We start from the raw sequence: 18,466 nt of genomic DNA, 5'->3' as shown, positions 1-18,466 counted from the left end.
TGAAGTACCAAGACCCGGACAAGCGTGAGCGGTCGAAGTCCTTCCCGGACAAGCAGTTGGGGCGGGCTAAGGAGTTCATGACCAAGGTCGAGAACGACAAGTATGCCGGGACCTACACCGACCCGAACGCAGGGAATGTGGAGTTCAAGGCGTATGCGGTCAAGGTGCTGGCCGCCCGGTCACAGGATGAGTCCACAGTGGACAACCTGGCCAACCGGATGAACAGTCAGGCGTACCCGTTCCTGGGCCGGAGACTCCTGTCCTCCTTCGCCACGCCGGAGTTGATCCGGTCGTGGCTGGCGTGGATGAACTCCCGGGACAAGCCTGTCTCTGCGGCGTATCAGCGTCAGGTGTTCGACCTGGTGTCCACGATCCTGGACGCGGCGGTGGTGGATGAGAAGATCCGCAAGAACCCGTGCAAGGACGCCTCGGTGCGGCCACCCAAGCCGATCATCCGGACAATCACGCCGTGGCCGGAGACCCGGTTGCGCAGGGTAGAGCTGGCCCTCCCGGCCCGGTTCAAGCCCTGCATCTCGCTGGGGGCGGGGGTGGGGTTGCGGCAGGGCGAGATGTTCGCCTTCAGCCTGGACAACGTCGACCGGAAGGAGATGGTGTATCACTGCACCCGGCAAATGGTCACCGTGAACGGGGTGCGCAAGTTCAAGCTTCCCAAGGGACACAAGACCCGTGTCGTCCCGCTGGGTCATGGCGTGCTGGATGGCCTGGACGCCTACGCCGAACTCTTCCCGCCAGTGGAGATCACGTTGCCGTGGGCCGAGCGTGACGGCCGCGAGAGCGAGACCGTCCGGGTGTTGATGGTCAACGATGCGGGTGATCTCTACACGCGGCAGGCGTTCAACAATGTGGTGTGGCGGCCAGCGTTCGCCAAGGCAGGTCTGTCCTATGTGGACCGTGAGGACGGGATGCACGCGCTACGGCACCTGTTCGCCTCGGCCCTGTTGGCGCTCGGGGTGACGGTCAAGGAACTGGCGGCCTACCTCGGGCACGCCTCCGAGGCGTTCACGCTCAAGACCTACACCCACTTGATGCCCTCAAGCTACTCCCGTGCCCGCCAGGCGGTGAACGAGATGTTCACCCCCCGCCGTTCGGCCCAGGCCGCCGTGGTGACGGCCTGACGGCCTGGTGACGGCATGATCTTGGTTCACCCCCGGAAAACAGGGGTGTATGCCCAGGTCAGAGGCGGTACGGCTTCCTGATGTACGACAACTGCAACAACCAGGGCCGCCCGGCCATCGAGCGCTACACCAAGATGCGCGATGCGCTGAAGAAAACCGGCCGCAAGATCGTCTACTCGCTGTGCGAGTGGGGCGAGAACAAGCCGTGGGAGTGGGGCAGGGAGGTCGGACATCTGTGGCGCACCACCGGTGACATCACCGACACCTGGGCCAAGATGGTCGACATCCTCAAGAAGAACGCGCCGCTGGACAAGTACGCGGGCCCAGGGCACTGGAACGACCCGGACATGCTGGAGATCGGCAACGGCGGCATGACCGACACCGAGTACCGCTCGCACTTCAGCCTCTGGTCGATCATGGCGGCCCCGCTACTGATCGGCGCCGACCTGCGCAAGGTCACCCCGGCCACCTTCGACATCCTGAACAACCGCGAGGTCATCGCGATCGACCAGGACAAGCTCGGCAAACAGGGCCGGGTACTGTCCAACAAGGACGGACGCTGGACCTTCGTCAAGCCACTGGCCAACGGCGATGTCGCGGTGGCGCTGTTCAACGAGACCGAGGTGGCCGTGAAGATCGGGGCCACCGCGGCCGAACTGGGCCTGCCCCAGCGCGCCGGGTACAAGGTGCGGGACCTGTGGCAGCACAAGAACTTCCAGACCGCGGGCGAGGTCGCCGCGGTGGTCCCGCCGCACGCCACCGCGATGTACCGGATCTCCGCCGGGCACGACTGGGCCTGGCAGCAGCCCGCGGTCAGCACCGGCCTGGAACTGGACTCGCCCATCCCCGGCATCCCGGCCAACCTCACCCCGGCCGGCCGCAGCTTCCAGGTCGGCGTCTTCGCCACCAACCTGGCCCGCACGCCGATCTTCGAGCCCAGGCTCACCCTGGCCGTGCCGCCGAAGTGGCACGCCCGGCTGGTACGCGCCGACCGCCGGTGGCTGCTGCGCACCGGGGAGACCGTGCGCGCGGTCTACGAGGTCACCGTGCCCGCCACCACACCCGACGGCTTCGCCAAGCTGCACAACGGACTGGAGTACGCCTGGGCCGGGGCGAACAAGGTGAAACTGGGCGGCGAACAGGAACTCATCGTGCCGCCGATGGTGCCCGGCACGATCAGCAGCCTCGGCGATGTGCGCTCGGCGGTGGAATCCGGCGGCTACGGCCCGATCGAACGCGACATGTCCAACGGCAGCTACCGGCCCAAGGACGGAAAACCGTTGACCATCAACGGACAACGCTTCGCCAAGGGCCTCGGCGGACACGCGCCCAGCACCCTCACCTACTACCTCAACGGCCGCTGCGACAGCCTGCGCACCACCGTCGGCATCGACGACGAACGGGACGAACGGCAGCTCGGCTCGGCCACCTTCGAGATCTGGGCCGACGGCCGCAAGGTCGCCGACAGCGGCCTGCGCACCTGGCGGGACGACGCGGTCCAGCTGGCCGCCGACCTCAAGGGCGCCCGCTACCTCAAGCTGGTGATCACCGACGGCGGCGACGGCGTGCAGTTCGACCGCGGCGACTTCGCCGACCCCGTGCTGACCTGCCACCTGTGAGGAAAACCTTGACCCGCAAGCGGTACGCACTCATCGGCGCCGGCCACCGGGCCTCGACGTTCCTGCACGGCCTGGCCGTCGAACACGCCGGGACGGCGGAACTGGTGGCACTGGCCGATGTCAACCGGACCCGGCTGGCCGCGCACAACCGGCGGCTCGCCGGGCTCGGCGCGGACCCCGTACCCGAGTACCCGGCCGCGGACTTCCTGACCATGCTGGACCAGGAATCCGTGGACACCGTGCTGGTGACCACAGTGGACAGCACCCACGACGAGTACATCGTGGCCGCGCTCAACGCGGGCCGCGACGTGATCACCGAGAAGCCGATGACCACCGATCCCCAGCGCTGCCAGCGCATCCTGGACGCGGTGGCGGCCACCGGCGGCGAGGTCACGGTGGCCTTCAACTACCGGTACCAGCCGGTGTTCGAGCGGCTCCGCGAGATCATCGCGGCCGGCGAGATCGGCGAGATCGGCTCGGTGCACTTCGAGTGGCTGCTGGACACCCGGCACGGCGCGGACTACTTCCGCCGCTGGCACCGGGACAAGGCCAACTCCGGCGGACTGCTGGTGCACAAGGCCACCCACCACTTCGACCTGATCAACTGGTGGCTGGACGCAGAACCCGCCGAGGTCTACGCCCAGGGCCGATTGTTCTTCTACGGCCCGGAAAACGCCAAGCTACACGGTCACGACCCGGCCCACTTCGCGCTGTCGCTGGACGAGGACCCGTGGCTGCGCGAGCTGTACCAGGAAGCCCAGCACGAGGACGGCTACCGGCGGAACCAGGACGTGTTCGCCCCCGGAGTGTCCATTGAGGACGATCTCGCGGTGCTCGCCCGCTACCACTCCGGGGCCACCCTGACCTACCACCTGACCGCCTACTCGCCGTGGGAGGGCGTGCGGGTGATGGTCAACGGCAGCCACGGCAGGCTCGAACTGGAGGTGGTGGAGGCTGATCCGGGCGGGCAGCCGCACGGCAGCCTGTGGCTGCGCAAGTTCTGGCAGCCACCACGACAACTGCCGATGTCCGCGGAGGAAGGCCATGCCACCGCGGACCGCCGGTTGTGCGCCGCGCTGTTCGGGCCTGCCGCCGAGGATCCCACCGGCAAGCGCGCCGACCACCTGGCCGGCGCGCGCTCGCTGCTGACCGGCTTCGCGGCCAACCGCAGCCTGGTCACCGGCACACCGGTGCGCACCACCGATCTGGGGGTTCGATTATGAGGAAACAGGCACTGTTAGTGGTGCTGGCACTGGTGTTCGGCCTGGCCGCCTGCGGTGGCGGCGCGGGCGACGGGGAAACCCGGCTGCGGTTCGTGTGGTGGGGCAACCAGGACCGGGCCACCCTCACCGAACGCGCGATCCGCCTGTTCGAGCAGCGCAACCCGGGGGTGCGGGTGGACACCACGTTCACCGCCTTCGGCGCCTACTGGGAGAAGCTGGCCACCGAGACCGCGGGCGGCAACCCGCCCGATGTGATCCAGCTGGACTACCGCTACCTCAACGAGTACGCCGGCCGCGGTGTGCTGCTGGACCTGGCGGGCAGTCTGGGCAAGGAGATCCGCACCGCGGACTGGAACCAGGGACTGATCGGCTCCGGCAAGATCAAGGACAAGCAGGTCGGGGTGCCGTTCGCGCAGAACGCCACCACCATCGTCTACGACCCGAAACCCTTCGCCGCCAAGGGGATCCCGGAACCGAGACTCGGCTGGACCTGGCAGGACTACCTGGCCCAGGCCACAAAACTCAGCGAGGGCCAGGTGGCCGGGGCAACCGATTTCGCCGGGACCGAGGACGTCTTCGAGATCTGGTTGCGGCAGCACGGAAAACAGCTCTACACCGCCGACGGCCAGTTCGCCTTCGGCGAGGCCGACCTGCGCGAGTTCTGGCAGCTGGCCGCCCGGTTCCGGGCCGCGGGCGCGTTCAACCACGTGGAGCTGACCTCCGGCCTCAACCAGGGCCCGGAACAAACCCCGCTCGGCCGCAGGCGCACCGCCACCGAACACAGCTACGACAGCATTTTCGGCGGCTACCACGCGATCCGGCCCGGCGAGCTGAAACTCGCGCCCTACCCCAGCGACGACCCGAAACAGCTCGGCCAGTACCGCAAACCTTCCCAGCTGCTCTCGGTGTTCGCCCGCACCAAGCAGAAGGCGGCCGCGCTCAAACTGGTCGATTTCCTGCTCAACGACGAGGAAGCGGGCAAGATCCTCGGCGCCACCCGCGGCCTGCCGCCCAACCTCAAGATCCGTGCCCAGGTGGCGCAGACCCTGCAGGGCGCGGACCGGCAGGTCTATGACTACGAGACCGCGCTGGACCCGCACCTGGGCGATGCCCCGCCACCCCCGCCCAAGGGCGACGGCGCGGTGTACAAGCTGATGCAGCGACTCAACGAGGAGATCGTCTTCGGCCGCAAGAGCATCGACGAGGCAGTCAAGCAGTTCTTCGCCGACGCCACGAGCCACCTCAGATAGCCCGCGTGTTGGCCGTTGTCGTACGCCGAGTTGGCCAAACTCGTACGGGTAGTTGGCCCTACTGGGCGTACCACTTGGGCCAACTCGACCGGCGGCGGTCCGGAACGGCCAACGTGGCGTACGAGTTCGGCCAACACGCGGGTTGGTTGGGCTGGGTGTGACGCGCCTCCCGCACCGGGAGGCGCGCACCGGCCATAGTGGGTCGCATGGTCGTGCTCGGTGCGCTGCTGTGGCTCTGCTCGGCGGTGCTGCGTGTGGGCGGGCAACTGGTGGCCGCCGCGGCCTGGGAGACGCCCTATTCCTGGGACCAGGACCTGCTCAGCCACCTGGGCAACACCGATTGCGGGCTGTTCCTGGAATCGCACGGACCCCCGCAGTTCGTCTGCTCACCGCTGTATCCGCTGATGAACACCGCGCTGGTGCTGGCCGGACTGGGCGTGATCGGCGGCACGCTGCTGTTGCGCGGGCTGTGGCCGGGTGGCTGGGCCGGCGGCACCGCGTACGTGCTGATGCTGACCACCGGCGTGCTGGAGGCGCTGACCGGGCTGGTGCCGGAGAACATCAGCCGCACCGTGCACCTGATCGCCGCGCTGCACCTGCCCATCGGCGGCATCGCGATCTTCCTGGTCAGCCTGGCGATCGTGGACCAGGCCCGCTGGATCGGCGCGTTCGGCTACCTGGTGGCCGGGGTGACGGTGATCGCCTCGATGCTGTTCTCCGCCGGGCAGTACTCGGTGCCGGTGCTCTACTTCGGGCTCGGCGCCGGGGCGATGGAACGGCTGGCGAGTTATCCGTTCACCCTGTGGCTGCTGGTGATCGGGCTCATCCTGTGTACCGGGCCAGGCCGTGCAGGATGTCGTGCCTGCTCACGATCAGACGCTGCTGACCCGCGCGCTGCATGAGCAGCTGCACAGCGAGGGCGCAGGAGGGCAGCACGTCGGCCAGCTGCGGATAGGGCGTGACCAGGGCGCGGCGGGTGTCCGCCGGCATGGTCAGCAGTTCCGCGGTGGCCACGCTGACCTCCTCCTCGGTGATCACCGCGTGGTGCAACGGCTGCTCCGGGCCCGGCCGGTCGCCCAGCACGAACGCGGCGATGCCCGCCACCGTCTCGGACACCCCGACCAGCCGCGCGGTCCGCCAGCCCGGCACTGCGGCCAGCGCGTGATCGACCACGAAGGTCATGTCCTGCCTGGCCTGCTCGATCTCGTCCTCGGTCGGCGGATCGTGCTGGAAGTAGCGCTCCGCGATGGCCGCGCAGCCCAGGTCCACCGAGGCGATGCGGTCCACAGTGGACGTTCCGAGGGCGAACTGGGTGCTGTGGTTGCCGATGTCCACCACCAGGTGGCTCACCTGCCCGGCGCCGGGCAGATCGCCCACCGCGCCGGCGAAGGCCAGTTCGGCGCATTCGGCCCCGGTCAGCGTGTCCGGTTCGACGCCGAGGGTGTCCAGCGCGATCGCGGCCAGCGACTCGTCCGCCCCGGTGCCGCACAACCGCACCCGGTGCACCTGGAGCCGGGCGATGACCTCGGCGTAGTCGGCCAGCACCGCGCGGGTCCTGGGCAGCGCCTCCTCGCCGGGGCACAGCGGCTCGAACCGCCGGGCGACCTCGGTCAGGCCCGGCCCGCCCGCGGCCGCCAGATCGGCGACCAGCAGCTGGATGGAGTCAGTGCCGCATTCGATGGCCGCGACCCTGCCCTGTGGCACCACAACTCTCCCCAGCACTCGACTGCTGCCGAGCCTAGGGATCTTGGTGAGCGACCGGACAGGGCAGAACGGGTGACGACAGTCACGCGAAACCGCCCCACTCAGCTGAGCAGGGACTCCGGGTCCAGCGTGTATCCCGTTTCGTCCACCAGCCGCCCGTCCTGAAGGAAGATCACCTGATCGGCCCACGCCGCATGGCGGGCCTCATGCGTCACCAGCACCCCCGCCGCGCCCGCGTCGCAGCGGGCCCGCAGCAGCCGCAGCACGGCCTCGCCGCTGTCGGAGTCCAGCGCGCCGGTGGGTTCGTCGGCCAGGATGAGCTGCCGCGGCCCGACCACCGCGCGCGCGATGGCGATCCGCTGCTGCTGCCCGCCGGAGAGCTGGTCAGGGAACAGGTCGCCGATGTCGGCGATGCCCAGTTGGGTCAACGTCTCCCGCGCCTCGGCGCGCGCCGTCCGGGCCGGAACCCCGTCCAGTTCCCTGGGCAGGGCCACGTTCTCCGCGGCGGTGAGCGCGGGCACCAGGTTGTACTCCTGGAAGACGTAGCCGATCGTGTTGCGCCGCAAGGCCGCCAGCTCGGCGGCGCGCAGGGTGGCCAGGTCCCGGCCGTTGATCAGCACGCTGCCCGCGGTCGGGGAGTCGAGCCCGCCCGCCAGGTTCAGCAGGGTGGACTTGCCCGAACCGCTGGGCCCCATCACCGCCACCAGCCGTCCGGGGTCCACCGTCAGGGTTACTCCGCGCAACGCGTGCACGCTGCGCGGACCGCTCCCGTGCCTGCGGTGCAGGTCGGAAAGTGCCAGCGTGGGCGGCCTGCGTTCTGCCATGGACAGCAGTCTGTCAGGTCGGAGTTGGCTGTCCAGATCGGGCTAATTTGGTCTAGACCTATTGACGGTTCGCCGGGTTGCGGGCAGGTTAGGGGCAGGTCACCGAGGACCTTGCGCCGCCAGAAAAACCCTCGCGGAGACGCGAGGGCGAGGCAGCTCCCCGGGGCCGGTCCCGCCGCGGCCCTGGGGAGCCGCCCCGCTCGGATGCTCAACCCGCCAGTTCCGCGTCGGTGATCCACGAGCCGTGGAAGCCGGACGGCACCCGGCGGGGCAGGTGCACGGACGCCACCGGTCCGGCCGCCAGGTCGGTGGCGTCCAGCACCAGCAGTTCCGAGGGCGCCCCGGTGTCACTGCTGCTGACCGACAACAACCACCCCGCGTCCTCGGTGCCGCCGTCGGCGGCGGGCACGAACACCGCCTCCCCCGGCTGCCAGGTCTCCGCGAGCAGATGCCGGTCGGTGGTCCCGTCCCGCAGGTCGTACTTCACGATCCCGCGCACCCCACCGGCCAGATTGCTGCCCACGGTGTAGACGAACCGGTGCGGCAACCCGGTGAGCCCGTCGTCAATGGTCGGAAACTCCACCGACTCCGCCCCCAGCGCCGATTCCCGCGCCGTCCCGCGCACCGGATCCAGCACCCACCGGTGCAGGGAGGTCGGCGCGCTGGCCTGGGCGTCGGTCAGCTCGGCGTGCCCCCCAATGCCGTGCCAGACCTTCTGGATCATCGCCGGGGTGTAGCGCACCGCGTCGAAGGTGATGGTGCCGTCCGGGTTCTCGGCCGCGTTGGCCACGTGGAAGACGTAGCAGGAGTCGACCTCGATCCACCGGACGTCGGCGCTGGACCCGTGCCGCGGCATCACCCCGATCCGCGCCGGGTAGTCGTCGTTCCAGGCGAACGGCATCCCACCGTCGGCCATCAGTTCCGGACTGGCGGTCATCGGCAGATCCAGCCACAGCACGTGGTTCGCGGTGATCGCGAAGTCGTGCATCATGCTCGGCCCGAGCACGTCGATCGGCGTGCTGCGGATGAGTTCCCCCGCCGCGGACAGCACGTGGTAGGTCAGGAACGGCGGCCGCAACGAGTACCCGAAGAAGTGCAGCTCCCCGGTGACGGGGTCTTCCTTGGGATGCGCGGTCATCGCGGTGGTGAGCTGCCCGCCGAAGTCGCAGGGGCCGACGGTGTCGAGGTCCGGGGTGAGTTCGTAGGGGAGTCCGGCCTCGACCAGGGCGAGGATGCGGCCGGCGTGCGGGATGACGTGGGTGTTGGCGGAGGTCGCGGTGAGGTCGACGGTGCCGTCTTCGCGGAGGTAGGGACGGTCGTCGCCGGTCGCGGCGGGGGTCTTGATCCAGCGATTCCGGTACCACTGCGCGCGGCCGTCGCTGATGCGGATGCCGTGGATCATGCCGGCGCCGGTGAACCAGTGACCGGCGGGGGAGCCGGGGAAGGGGTTGGGGCCGTTGCGGAAGTAGCGGCCGTCGAGTTCTGGGGGGAGGGCGCCGGTGATGGGGAGGTCTTGGGCGGTGTGTTCGTCGGGGACGGGGGCCATGGCGCCGGAGAGGTGGAGGGGGGTGGTGGTCATAGGTAATTTATGACGTGTCATTTTTGACATGTCAAGGGTGAAGGGTGAGCGGGAGCTGGCGGGGCTGGACTGGTCGGGGAGGCCGGACCGGGGGAGCGTCTAGGCTCGGGGCGATCTTGCGAGGTGAGGAACGGTTATGTCCCTGCGTCATGCCCTGCTCGGCATGCTGGCGCTGCGTCCCGAGGCCAGTGGTTACGACCTGGCCAAGCACTTCGAGGGCAGCATTGGCCGGTATGCCTGGAGCGCGCGGCACAACCAGATCTACACCGAGCTGAACAAGCTGGCCGAGGATGGGCTGGTCGCGGCCGTGGCGGAGGGGGCGCGCGGACGGCGGGACTACGTGGTCACCGAGGCGGGGCGGGCCGAACTCCAGGCGTGGCTGGGGGAGGGGCGGCTGGAGACGGTGAACACGGTGCGCAACAAGGCGTTGCTGCGGATCTTCTTGATCACCGCGTTGGAGCCGGGGGCGGCGCGGGAGTTGTTGCGGGAGGAGATCGCTTACAGCGAGCGGGAGATCGTGGCGATCGGGGCGGAGATCGAGAAGATCGAGGAGATGTCCGGGCCGGAGAACACGGCTTTCGGGCGGATCGCGGCGGAGTTGGGGCGGCGGCATTTCGCGGCGATCCGGGACTGGGCGGCGTGGGCGGTTGAGCAGCTTGACGATCTGGGGGATGCGGACGGGGCCGCGGGCGAGGTGGCCGGGTAAGCGGCAGGTGGGCGGGGCGCCGGGGGATTGGGTCTGGGCCTGCGGCGGGGTTACCTGTGGTCACTTTGGGTGAACTCTGGGTGGGTTGTGGGCCGTTCGACGTAAGAAATTCGCTCAAATCGTCAAATTGATGACGGTCTTGGAGTGGTTTGCTGGGAAAGTGGAAATAACGGACAGGTGAACAGAAGGAGGCCCGTGGACGCCGAGTTGGCCGCACTTGCCGAGGCGCACGGGGTGTCCACCTGGTACGAGGGCAGTGGGCGGCGACGGGTCGACATCGAGGCTGATGTTGTGGTCGCTGTGCTGGCTCAGCTTGGGGTGGACGCCTCTGATGCGGAGGCGGTTCGGGCGGGGCTGGCGGCGGCGCGGGCCCGGCGCGATGCCGGGGCGTTGCCGGGGACCTTGGTGCTGCGGGAGGGGCAGGAGCGGGCGCTGGGGCGTACCGCTGAGCTGATCCTGGAGGATGGGACCCGCCGGGTGTTGCCGGATGGGGTTCCGGGGGATGTGCCGTTGGGGTGGCACACGTTGCGGGTGGACGGCACGGAGATCACGTTGGTGGTCGCGCCGCGCTCGCTGCCCAGGCCCGCGCGGGCCTGGGGTTGGATGTTGCAGCTTTACGCGTTGCGGGGGAACGGGTCCTGGGGGGTTGGCGACCTCGCTGATCTGTCCGAGTTCGTGGAACTCGCGGGGGCCAGGGGGGCGGATGTCGTTCTGCTGAACCCGTTGCACGCGGTGACGCCGGTGCGGCCGGTGGAGGCATCGCCCTACTCGCCGTCGAGCAGGCGGTTCGCCAATCCGTTGTACCTGCGGATCGAGGATCTTGCCGAGTACCGGGCGGCGGAACCCGCTGTGCGGCTTGAGGTTGACGCGGTCCGGCCGGCTTCGGACACCCCGCTGATCAACTATGACGCGGTGTGGGAGAGCAAGCTCGCGGCGCTGGAAGTGTTGTGGCCGTTGGCTGAGCGGTCCGGGGAGCCGGTGGAGGCGGGCTTGCTGGACTTCGCCACGTTCTGTGCTTTGGCCGAGCGGCATGGGGCCCGGTGGCGGAGCTGGCCGGTCGAGTTGCGGCATCCGTCCTCGCCCGCGGTGGCGGCGGCCCGGGTTGAGCTGGCCGATCGGGTGGCGTTTCACGTGTGGCTGCAAGGGTTGTGCGCGCGGCAGCTGGGTGCGGTACAGGCGGCCGCGCGCGAGGCCGGGATGGCTGTGGGGCTGGTGCACGATCTCGCCGTGGGGGTGGCGGCTGAGGGGGCCGACTCCTGGGCGTTGCAGGATGTGCTCGCGGCGGGGGTGACGGTGGGGGCGCCGCCGGACGCGTTCAACCAGCACGGGCAGGACTGGGCGTTGCCGCCGTGGCGGCCGGATCGGTTGGTGGCCACCGGATATGCCGCTTACCGGGACATGCTGCGGGCGGTGTTGCGGCACTCGGACGGGATCCGGGTCGACCACATCCTGGGACTGTGGCGGCTGTGGTGGGTGCCACCGGGCGAATCGCCCAAACGGGGCGCCTATGTCCACTATGATCCAGAGGCGATGCTCGGCATCCTCGCCCTGGAGGCCGTGCGCGCCGGTGCGGTGGTGATCGGCGAGGATCTGGGCACGGTGCTGCCGCAGGTCACCGATTCCCTGCGGGCGCACAACGTTCTGGGCTCGGCGGTGTTGTGGTTCCAGCGGGATGCCGACACCACGGGTGAGCCGATGTTGCCGAGCGCGCGCTGGCCCGCGGAGACGGCCGCCAGTGTGTCCACCCACGACCTGCCGACGGCGGCGGGTTTCCTGCGTGGCGAACAGGTCCGGGTGCGCGCGGAGCTTGGCGTGCTCGCCGGGTCCGTCGAGGACGAGCGGGCGCGGGCCGAGGCTGACCGGGACGAGCTGATCGGATTGTTGCGCGCGGAGGGATTCCTTGGCGGGCAAGCAGAACCGGATGAGGAGGAGGTGGTGGTGGCGATGCACGCGTTCTTGGCCGCCACGCCCAGCCGGTTCGTGCTGATCTCGCCCTATGACGTGTTGCGTGAGCCACGTCAGCCCAACCTGCCGGGCACCGTGGACGTCTATCCCAACTGGCGGATACCGCTTCCCGCGACCGTGCGGGAGCTGTTCGAGGATCCGCTGGTTGATCGGATCATCAGGACTGTGAAGGAGGGTGTGGGTGAGCAGGACGACTGACGAACCGACGCCCGGCCTTTCCCAGGCGGTGCGGCTCGGCGTGCTCGACGTGGGGTCCAACACCGCGCACCTGCAAGTGGTGGACGTGTACCCGGGTGGCTCGCCCGCGCCGTTGCACTCGGTGAAGGCGCAGATCGGGCTGTCCGAGGACATCGACCGGCACGGGGTGATCAGCCCGGACGGGCTGGACCGGCTGGTGCAGGCGGTGCAGGAGTGCGTGGCCGAGGCCGAGGCCTACGGGGTGGCCGAACTGGTCCCCTTCGGCACCTCCTCGGTGCGGGACGCGCCGAACCGGATCGAGGCGTGCAAGCTGATCCGCCGCGCCACCGGCGTGGACATGTCCTTCTTCAGCGGCGAGGCCGAGGCGGGGCTGACCTTCCTGGCCGCGCGCCGCTGGTACGGCTGGCAGAGCGGCCGGATGCTGATGCTGGACATCGGCGGCGGCACGGTGGAACTGGCCATCGGGCGTGGCGAGGAGCCGGAGCTGGCGGTGTCGTTGCCGCTGGGCGCCTGGCGGCTCACCCGCCGGTACCTGAGCCAGGACCCGCCGACCGCGCAGGAGGTCAAAAAACTGCGGCGGCGGCTGCGTGAGGTGCTCGCGCCGACGATCGCCGCGTTCCGGGAGCAGCCGGATCCGCAGCTCGTGGTCGCGGTGTCCAAGATCTTCACCCAGCTCGCCAAGCTCACCGCGGCGCCGGAGGCCGAAGGGCCGCTGCTGCTGGAATACCGGGAGTTGCGGCGCTGGATCCCGAAGCTGGCCCGGATGACCACCGCCGAACGCGCCGCGCTGCCCGGGATCTCGCCTGCCCGCGCCCGCACCATCGTGGCGGGCGCGGTCCTCGCGCGGATCCTGCTGGAACTACTGGACGTGCCTCGCGTGGAGATCTGCCCGTGGGGTCTCCGGGAGGGGATCCTGTTGCGGCACCTGGACGACAGCAGCACCGCGCCCGCCAACGGCGAGAGCGGCGAGTAGCGTCGTCAGCGGCACCGCGGCGATGATGCCCAGGCTGCCCACCAGCGCACGCACCACCTCCTCGGCGATCGGGGCGCTGGAGATCACGTGCTGGCCGGGCATGCCGCGGATGGCGAAGAGCATCAGCAGCGGCAGCGCCACGCCCGCGTAGGCCAGCACCAGGGTGTTCACCGTGGAGGCGACGTGTGCCCTGCCGACCCGCAGGCCGGCGCTGAACAGCTTGGCGCGACTGGCATTCGGGTCGGCGGCGGCCAGTTCCCAGACCACGGTGGCCTGGGTGACGGTGACGTCGTCGAGCACGCCCAGCGCGCCGATCACCAGGCCCGCCAGCAACAATCCCTGGAGGTCGACGCCTTCCAGGTAGCCGCTGAGGAAGCCGACGTTGTCGCTGCCCAGACCGGTGATCCCGGCCAGTTCCAGTGAGCCGTAACCGAGCAGGCCGGTGAGGGTGAGGCCGGCGGCGGTGCCGAGCACGGCGACCGCGGTGCGCGCGTTGAAGCCGTGGGTGAGGAACAACGCGGCCACCATGATCACCGTGCCGCCGACCACCGCGACCAGCAACGGGTTGGCGCCGTGGATGATCGCGGGCATCACGAACTCGGTCAGCCCGGCCAGGCACAGGCCCAGCGCGCCGAGCGCGGCCAGTCCGCGCCAGCGGGACAGCGCGATCACGGCCAGGCAGAACACCAGCGCCAGCAGGGCCAGCGGCAGCGAGCGGTCCGGGCCCTCGACCTCGTAGCGCTCCCATTCGACCAGGCGGGTGGGGTAGTGCGCGACCAGCGCGGTCTGCCCGACGGAGACCTTGACGCCGCTGCTGCGCGGCACCACCGCGGACACGGTTGTGCCCGCGCCGGGGCCGTCGGTGAGGGCGAGGGTGGCGATGTCGCAGTCCTTCGGGGCGACCGTGCAGGGGATGAGTTCCTGCACGGTGCCAGCGCCGCGCGGCGCGTCGAGCACGTCCTGCACGATGCCGCCGCGGTCGGGCCACAGCAGCACCATGGCGGTCACCGCGAGGATGATCACCGGGGTGAGCACCCAGGCGACGACCAGGCGCACCCGGCGGGCCACCCGGGCGTCGGAGTCCACTGTGGACAGGTCGGAATCGGTCGCATGCTGTCCCATGCCGGGGAGTATGCGCGGCGCTCCGCCGGGGGTGCTGCCGGTGAGCTGGGGAAACCGCTGTTCAGCTGGTGTTGGCAATTCTCGGAACGGTCCGGGTTTCCGGATCTTCGGGCAGGTCGGGGAGCCGGGTGTTCCGGGAATACCGGTGCTGCGCGTTCCGGCCGTTGAAAGTGCGCGAGCGGGCAATACGGTGCGGTGGGAAAGCACCTCCCACCACCAGAAAGAGGAGCTGACCAGATGCGCCATCCCCTGGCCGCCTACGCGTTAGGCGGTGCCCTGCTATTGGGCCTGGGCGCGGTATCCCTTGCACCCCAGGCTACTCGTCCGGTCGCGGCACCGGTCGCGGCGGTCGCCGACCCGGCGGCTGACATCACCGTGGTCGCGGCCGGAGACATCTGCGGATCCAACTGCAAGGCCACCGCCGCGGTGGTCGGGCAGATCAACCCGGCCGCGGTGCTGACCGCGGGCGACAACGCCTATGACAGCGGCACCTTGTCGGAGTACCGGACGCGGTACGACCCGACCTGGGGCAAGTACAAGACGATCACCTATCCGAGTCCGGGCAACCACGAGTACAACACGTCCAAGGCGTCCGGGTACTTCGACTACTTCAACGGGGTCGGGGTCCAGAACGGCCGGGCCGGGGACCGGTCGAAGGGTTACTACGACTGGGAAATCGGGTCCTGGAAGTTCATCGCGCTGAACAGCAACTTCAGCAAGATCGACAGTGCTGCGCAGCTGACCTGGCTGAAGGAGCGGTTGCGCACCAACACCAAGCAGTGTGTGGCCGCGTACTGGCACCACCCGCTGTTCACCCTGGGCTCGCACAGCGGTGAGACGAAGGCCAGGCCGCTGTGGCAGGCGCTCTATGACGCCAAGGCGGACTTGGTGCTCGTCGGGCACGACCACAACTACCAGCGGTTCGCGCTGCAGAGCCCGGACGGCAAGGCGGATCCGGCCGGGTTGCGGCAGGTGCTGGTCGGGACCGGTGGCAAGTCGAACTACAACTTCAGCCGGACTATCCCCAATGTGGAGGCCAAGGACGCCAAATCACACGGGGTGCTGAAGCTGACGTTGTCCGGCACCGGGTACAAGGGTGACTTCGTGCCGGTGAGCGGACAGTCCTATAAGGACTCGTTCACCGGCAGCTGCCACCCGAAGGGTTAGGACCAGTCCCACCGCACCCGGTAGATACCTGGCGCGGGGTCGACCGCGGTGAGCTGGGCGGTGCGGCTGGCGCCGACCCAGAGTTCGGCCACCGTGTCCGGCTCGCCGACTGAGCGGCGGTAGCCACGGACGACCCGGGCAGGGAGGTTGCCCGGCGCGAACTGCACCTGGACGGACAGGTCCCGGACGGCCTGACCGATCCGCACGGTGTGTTCCGCGTCGGGCAATCGGCCGGGCAGGACGGTGTAGTCGAGCACGGTGAGTTCGCCCGCCCGCAACGGGCGATCCAGGAGGAGTTCCAGCACCCGGAAGCCGGTGGTGTCGTCGGCGCGCTGGCGGCCGGGGCGGCAGCCGCGGGATTCGGGCAGCTGCAGCGGCCCGGTGGGGTGGTCGCTGCGGAAGGCGACCAGGTACCGGTCCGTGTCGCGTTCGGCGCGCAGCAGGTGGTGATGGGTGATCGAGTGCAGTCTGCGGTCGGCGTCAACGGAGATGGTGAGATGGCTGGCCACCCGGCTGAGGTGGTGCAGGAACTCGGGGCGGGCGTCCAGGTGGGCCAGCGCGCGGGCCAGGCCGTCCGGGCGGGCCCAGGCCCGATCCGGCGGCAGGGTGCCGGAGCGGTGGTGCAGCCAGCGGCCGCGGGGGCGGCGGGGACCCAGCAGGGAGGTCAGGGCCTCGGGGTCGAGGCCGAGGATCTCCTCCAGGGTGCTGACGGCGAGCAGGGATTCCGGGCGTTCGGGGCGGGTGTGGCCGTGTTGCCAGTAGCTGAGCGCGGTTTTGCTGGCCGGGGTGCCCCGGGAGTGCAGGTGGGATTGCAGGCGGTCCAGGCTGAGGCCGGACTGGCGGACGGCCAGGCGCAGGGCGAGGCTGAACGGGCCGGTGCGGAGCGCCTTGGCCAGGCGGGTGGCGGTGGACTCCGGGTCGGCGGTGGTGCGGGTCGAGCGGGTGGCCGAGCTGGTGCGGGTGGCGGTGGCCGAGCTGGTGGCGGTGGTGTTGCTGGCGGTGGTGGGCATGACCCCTCCGCAGGGTGGCGGTTGGCGGTGGCGCGGCGGGTGTATTGCGGCGGGGGTCATTGTGCGTGGGTGTGCGGGCAGGGACAACGGTCTTAGGTTGGGTTAAATTTCACAGGAGCCAAGACTATTTCTTTTCAGCTCCCGCCGCCGGGCTACTTCACGTCGTCGGGTTCTTGTATGTGAACGCCAGTGGGCGATGTTGTGAATGATTTGCTTTTAAAGCATTCCGGCTCGCGACTAGCTGAGTTCCGCGGTAGTCATCGGCGCGGCCTGGACGGCCAGCAGGGCGATGTCGTCGTGGTCCCGGCCGTCCAGCCAGGCGTCGATGCGCTGCTCTACGCGGTGGATCAGGGTGCTGGCTGGCAGGCCGGCGAAATCGCGTAGCGCGGATCGCAGTCTTTCGCTGCCGAATAGTTCCCGGCCGGTGGCGCCGCCTCTGGCTTCGGTCACGCCGTCGCTGTACAGGACGCAGACTTCGCTGGGCGCCAGGGTCAGGCTTGTTTCGCCGAATCTGGCGTCGGGCAGGATTCCCACCAGTGCGCCGGGCACGTCGATTTCCTCCACGGCGCCGTTTGTGCGCACCACCATGGGGTTGGGGTGGCCGCCGCCGCCCAGGGTCAGGTCCAGTTCGCCGCTGGGTTCCGGGGTCATGGAGCCGACCAGCATGGTGGTGAACCGGTTGCCGCCGTGGGAGAGCACCGCCTGGTTCACCAGGTGCAGCAGGCGGGCGGGGGCGGATTCGACCAGGCGCAGGGCGTGCAGGGAGTGCCGGACGCGGCCGGCCAGGGCGGCCGCCTCCACGCCGTTGCCGCAGACGTCGCCGAGCAGGAACATCGCGCTGCCGTCGGGGCGGGGGTGCACCTCGTAGAAGTCGCCGCCCACCCGCAGCGGTTCGCGCGCCGGCCGGTAGCAGGCGGCCAGCACCGCGCCGGGCACCGAGGGCAGCGGTGGCGGGATCAGCTCGGCCTGCAGGGTGGCGGAGGTGTTGACCTGCTCGGAGTAGCTGGCGGCCTGGGTCAGGGCCAGGGCCGCCCGGGTGGTGAAGTCCTCGATGAGGGCCGCTTCCTCGGGCTGGAAGCCGCCTCTGGCCTTGCGGCGGGACAGCACCAGGACGCCCACGGTGCGGGCGTCGTGGGTCATGGGGGCGAGGAGGATCTGGCCGAAGCCCTCGGCGGCCTCGGGTAAGGCCCAGGCGGCGTCTGGCGGGAGTTGCGCGGGGTCCAGTTCGGTCGCGGTGCCGGTCAGCGCCTCGGCCAGGCCGGGAACGGTGCGCAGCACCCGGCGCCCAGCCCGGCCACGATCGGGCGGGCTGGCCGCGGCCGAGCAGCGCCACCACTCGAACAGGCCCCGGCGGGCGGGCAGCAGCACGGTGGCGCTGTCGGCCAGGGTGGGCACCGCGAGCTGGGCGATGGAGCGCAGGGTGCGGCCGCGTTGCAGTGAGGAGCCGAGCTGGCGGCTGGCCTCGGCCAGGAAACCCACCTGGGAGCGCTGTACCAGCAGCTCGGCCACGTGGTCGATCTCGTCGGTGACGTTGTGGATGTACCAGGCGTAGTGGGTCTCGCCCAGGCGGCGGTGGCGGGCCTTGAGCCGACGGCCGTCGTGCTGGAACTCGACCAGTTCGGTGTCCCTGGCCTGGTCAGCGGTCAGCGTGCGGATGTCCAGCTCGGCCAGCGAACCGCCAGGGTGCAGCGTGGGGAACAGGGTGCGGGCGGCCTGGTTGAGCAGGTGCACGACGTTGTGTTCGTCGTGCACCAGCACCGCGTCCTCGACCCCGTCCAGCAGCGCCTGCCACGTCCCCGTTTCCACGCTGGGGACGTGTGCCGTGGGCGGGCGGTCCGGGTAGCTCACCGCGAGCACTTCCCGTTCGCTGGAGGACAGGGATCGGGTGATCAGTCTAGCCGCGCCCGGTGGCCATGCACCGCTCGGTCGTGACACACGGCTCGGCATGGGAGGCTAGATGCTCGTAACCGATGACCGACTGCGATCGACA

The 18,466-nt window shown here is 69.7% G+C and carries 15 protein-coding genes; 9 read left to right on the top strand and 6 right to left on the bottom strand.

Translation table 11 applies throughout. The annotated features are described in order from the left end of the window. The 5 genes from ACTOWY_RS43915 to ACTOWY_RS43895 all read left to right on the top strand — a co-directional run. Positions 1-1,136, top strand: a 1,136-nt coding sequence (locus ACTOWY_RS43915) for a tyrosine-type recombinase/integrase (protein WP_441315538.1), incomplete at its 5' end; no start/stop codon positions are given. A gap of 80 nt (positions 1,137-1,216) precedes the next feature. Next, the gene (locus ACTOWY_RS43910) at positions 1,217-2,755 is read left to right on the top strand and encodes an NPCBM/NEW2 domain-containing protein (protein ID WP_441315537.1); all 1,539 of its coding nucleotides are present in this window, start codon (positions 1,217-1,219) and stop codon (positions 2,753-2,755) included. A gap of 8 nt (positions 2,756-2,763) precedes the next feature. Continuing rightward, positions 2,764-3,978: a Gfo/Idh/MocA family protein gene (locus ACTOWY_RS43905; RefSeq protein WP_441315536.1), complete on the top strand. Its 1,215-nt coding sequence runs from the start codon at positions 2,764-2,766 to the stop codon at positions 3,976-3,978. After that, positions 3,975-5,228, top strand: coding sequence for an ABC transporter substrate-binding protein (locus tag ACTOWY_RS43900; RefSeq protein ID WP_441315535.1), 1,254 nt, complete (start codon positions 3,975-3,977; stop codon positions 5,226-5,228). The genes ACTOWY_RS43905 and ACTOWY_RS43900 overlap by 4 nt, the downstream gene beginning before the upstream one ends. A 206-nt stretch (positions 5,229-5,434) precedes the next feature. Beyond that, the gene (locus ACTOWY_RS43895) at positions 5,435-6,130 is read left to right on the top strand and encodes a hypothetical protein (RefSeq protein ID WP_441315534.1); all 696 of its coding nucleotides are present in this window, start codon (positions 5,435-5,437) and stop codon (positions 6,128-6,130) included. On the opposite strand, the gene ACTOWY_RS43890 is transcribed toward ACTOWY_RS43895, so the two are convergent. From ACTOWY_RS43890 to ACTOWY_RS43880, 3 genes are all read right to left on the bottom strand, one after another. Then, a complete protein-coding gene (locus ACTOWY_RS43890) occupies positions 6,051-6,932 on the bottom strand; it encodes a Ppx/GppA phosphatase family protein (RefSeq protein WP_441315533.1) in 882 nt (293 codons plus the stop codon). The two genes, ACTOWY_RS43895 and ACTOWY_RS43890, sit on opposite strands and share 80 nt — an antisense overlap. A gap of 101 nt (positions 6,933-7,033) precedes the next feature. Continuing rightward, entirely contained in the window at positions 7,034-7,756 is a 723-nt protein-coding gene (locus tag ACTOWY_RS43885; protein ID WP_441315532.1) for an ABC transporter ATP-binding protein, read from the bottom strand. A 208-nt stretch (positions 7,757-7,964) separates the two neighbouring features. Then, positions 7,965-9,335: a carotenoid oxygenase family protein gene (locus tag ACTOWY_RS43880; RefSeq protein ID WP_441315531.1), complete on the bottom strand. Its 1,371-nt coding sequence runs from the start codon at positions 9,333-9,335 to the stop codon at positions 7,965-7,967. A gap of 136 nt (positions 9,336-9,471) precedes the next feature. Here ACTOWY_RS43880 and ACTOWY_RS43875 point away from each other — a divergent pair, with 136 nt between their 5' ends. From ACTOWY_RS43875 to ACTOWY_RS43865, 3 genes are all read left to right on the top strand, one after another. After that, the gene (locus ACTOWY_RS43875) at positions 9,472-10,041 is read left to right on the top strand and encodes a PadR family transcriptional regulator (protein ID WP_441315530.1); all 570 of its coding nucleotides are present in this window, start codon (positions 9,472-9,474) and stop codon (positions 10,039-10,041) included. A 195-nt stretch (positions 10,042-10,236) separates the two neighbouring features. Further along, on the top strand, positions 10,237-12,204 hold the full coding sequence (gene malQ, locus ACTOWY_RS43870) for a 4-alpha-glucanotransferase (RefSeq protein ID WP_441315529.1): 1,968 nt from the start codon (positions 10,237-10,239) through the stop codon (positions 12,202-12,204). Then, complete coding sequence (locus tag ACTOWY_RS43865; RefSeq protein ID WP_441315528.1) at positions 12,188-13,177, top strand: Ppx/GppA phosphatase family protein; 990 nt, start codon at positions 12,188-12,190, stop codon at positions 13,175-13,177. Before malQ ends, ACTOWY_RS43865 begins: the two co-directional genes overlap by 17 nt. Here the strand turns inward: ACTOWY_RS43865 and ACTOWY_RS43860 are convergent. Continuing rightward, positions 13,064-14,299, bottom strand: coding sequence for a YibE/F family protein (locus ACTOWY_RS43860; RefSeq protein ID WP_441315527.1), 1,236 nt, complete (start codon positions 14,297-14,299; stop codon positions 13,064-13,066). The genes ACTOWY_RS43865 and ACTOWY_RS43860 overlap by 114 nt on opposite strands. Before the next feature lie 237 nt (positions 14,300-14,536). Here ACTOWY_RS43860 and ACTOWY_RS43855 point away from each other — a divergent pair, with 237 nt between their 5' ends. Further along, positions 14,537-15,466 (top strand): metallophosphoesterase family protein, encoded by a 930-nt coding sequence (locus ACTOWY_RS43855; protein WP_441315526.1) that lies wholly within the window; start codon positions 14,537-14,539, stop codon positions 15,464-15,466. On the opposite strand, the gene ACTOWY_RS43850 is transcribed toward ACTOWY_RS43855, so the two are convergent. Both ACTOWY_RS43850 and ACTOWY_RS43845 read right to left on the bottom strand, forming a co-directional pair. Further along, positions 15,463-16,476 carry a helix-turn-helix domain-containing protein gene (locus tag ACTOWY_RS43850; RefSeq protein ID WP_441315525.1) on the bottom strand — a complete coding sequence of 338 codons (1,014 nt, stop codon included), beginning with the start codon at positions 16,474-16,476 and terminating at the stop codon, positions 15,463-15,465. The two genes, ACTOWY_RS43855 and ACTOWY_RS43850, sit on opposite strands and share 4 nt — an antisense overlap. Before the next feature lie 237 nt (positions 16,477-16,713). Further along, positions 16,714-18,324, bottom strand: a complete 1,611-nt coding sequence (locus tag ACTOWY_RS43845; protein ID WP_441315524.1) for a SpoIIE family protein phosphatase — start codon at positions 18,322-18,324, stop codon at positions 16,714-16,716. Positions 18,325-18,466 lie beyond the last annotated feature (142 nt).

Origin of the sequence: Crossiella sp. CA198 (assembly GCF_052078295.1) — a bacterium.
Classification (GTDB): domain Bacteria; phylum Actinomycetota; class Actinomycetes; order Mycobacteriales; family Pseudonocardiaceae; genus Crossiella.
This window is presented reverse-complemented; position numbering and strand designations above follow the sequence as displayed.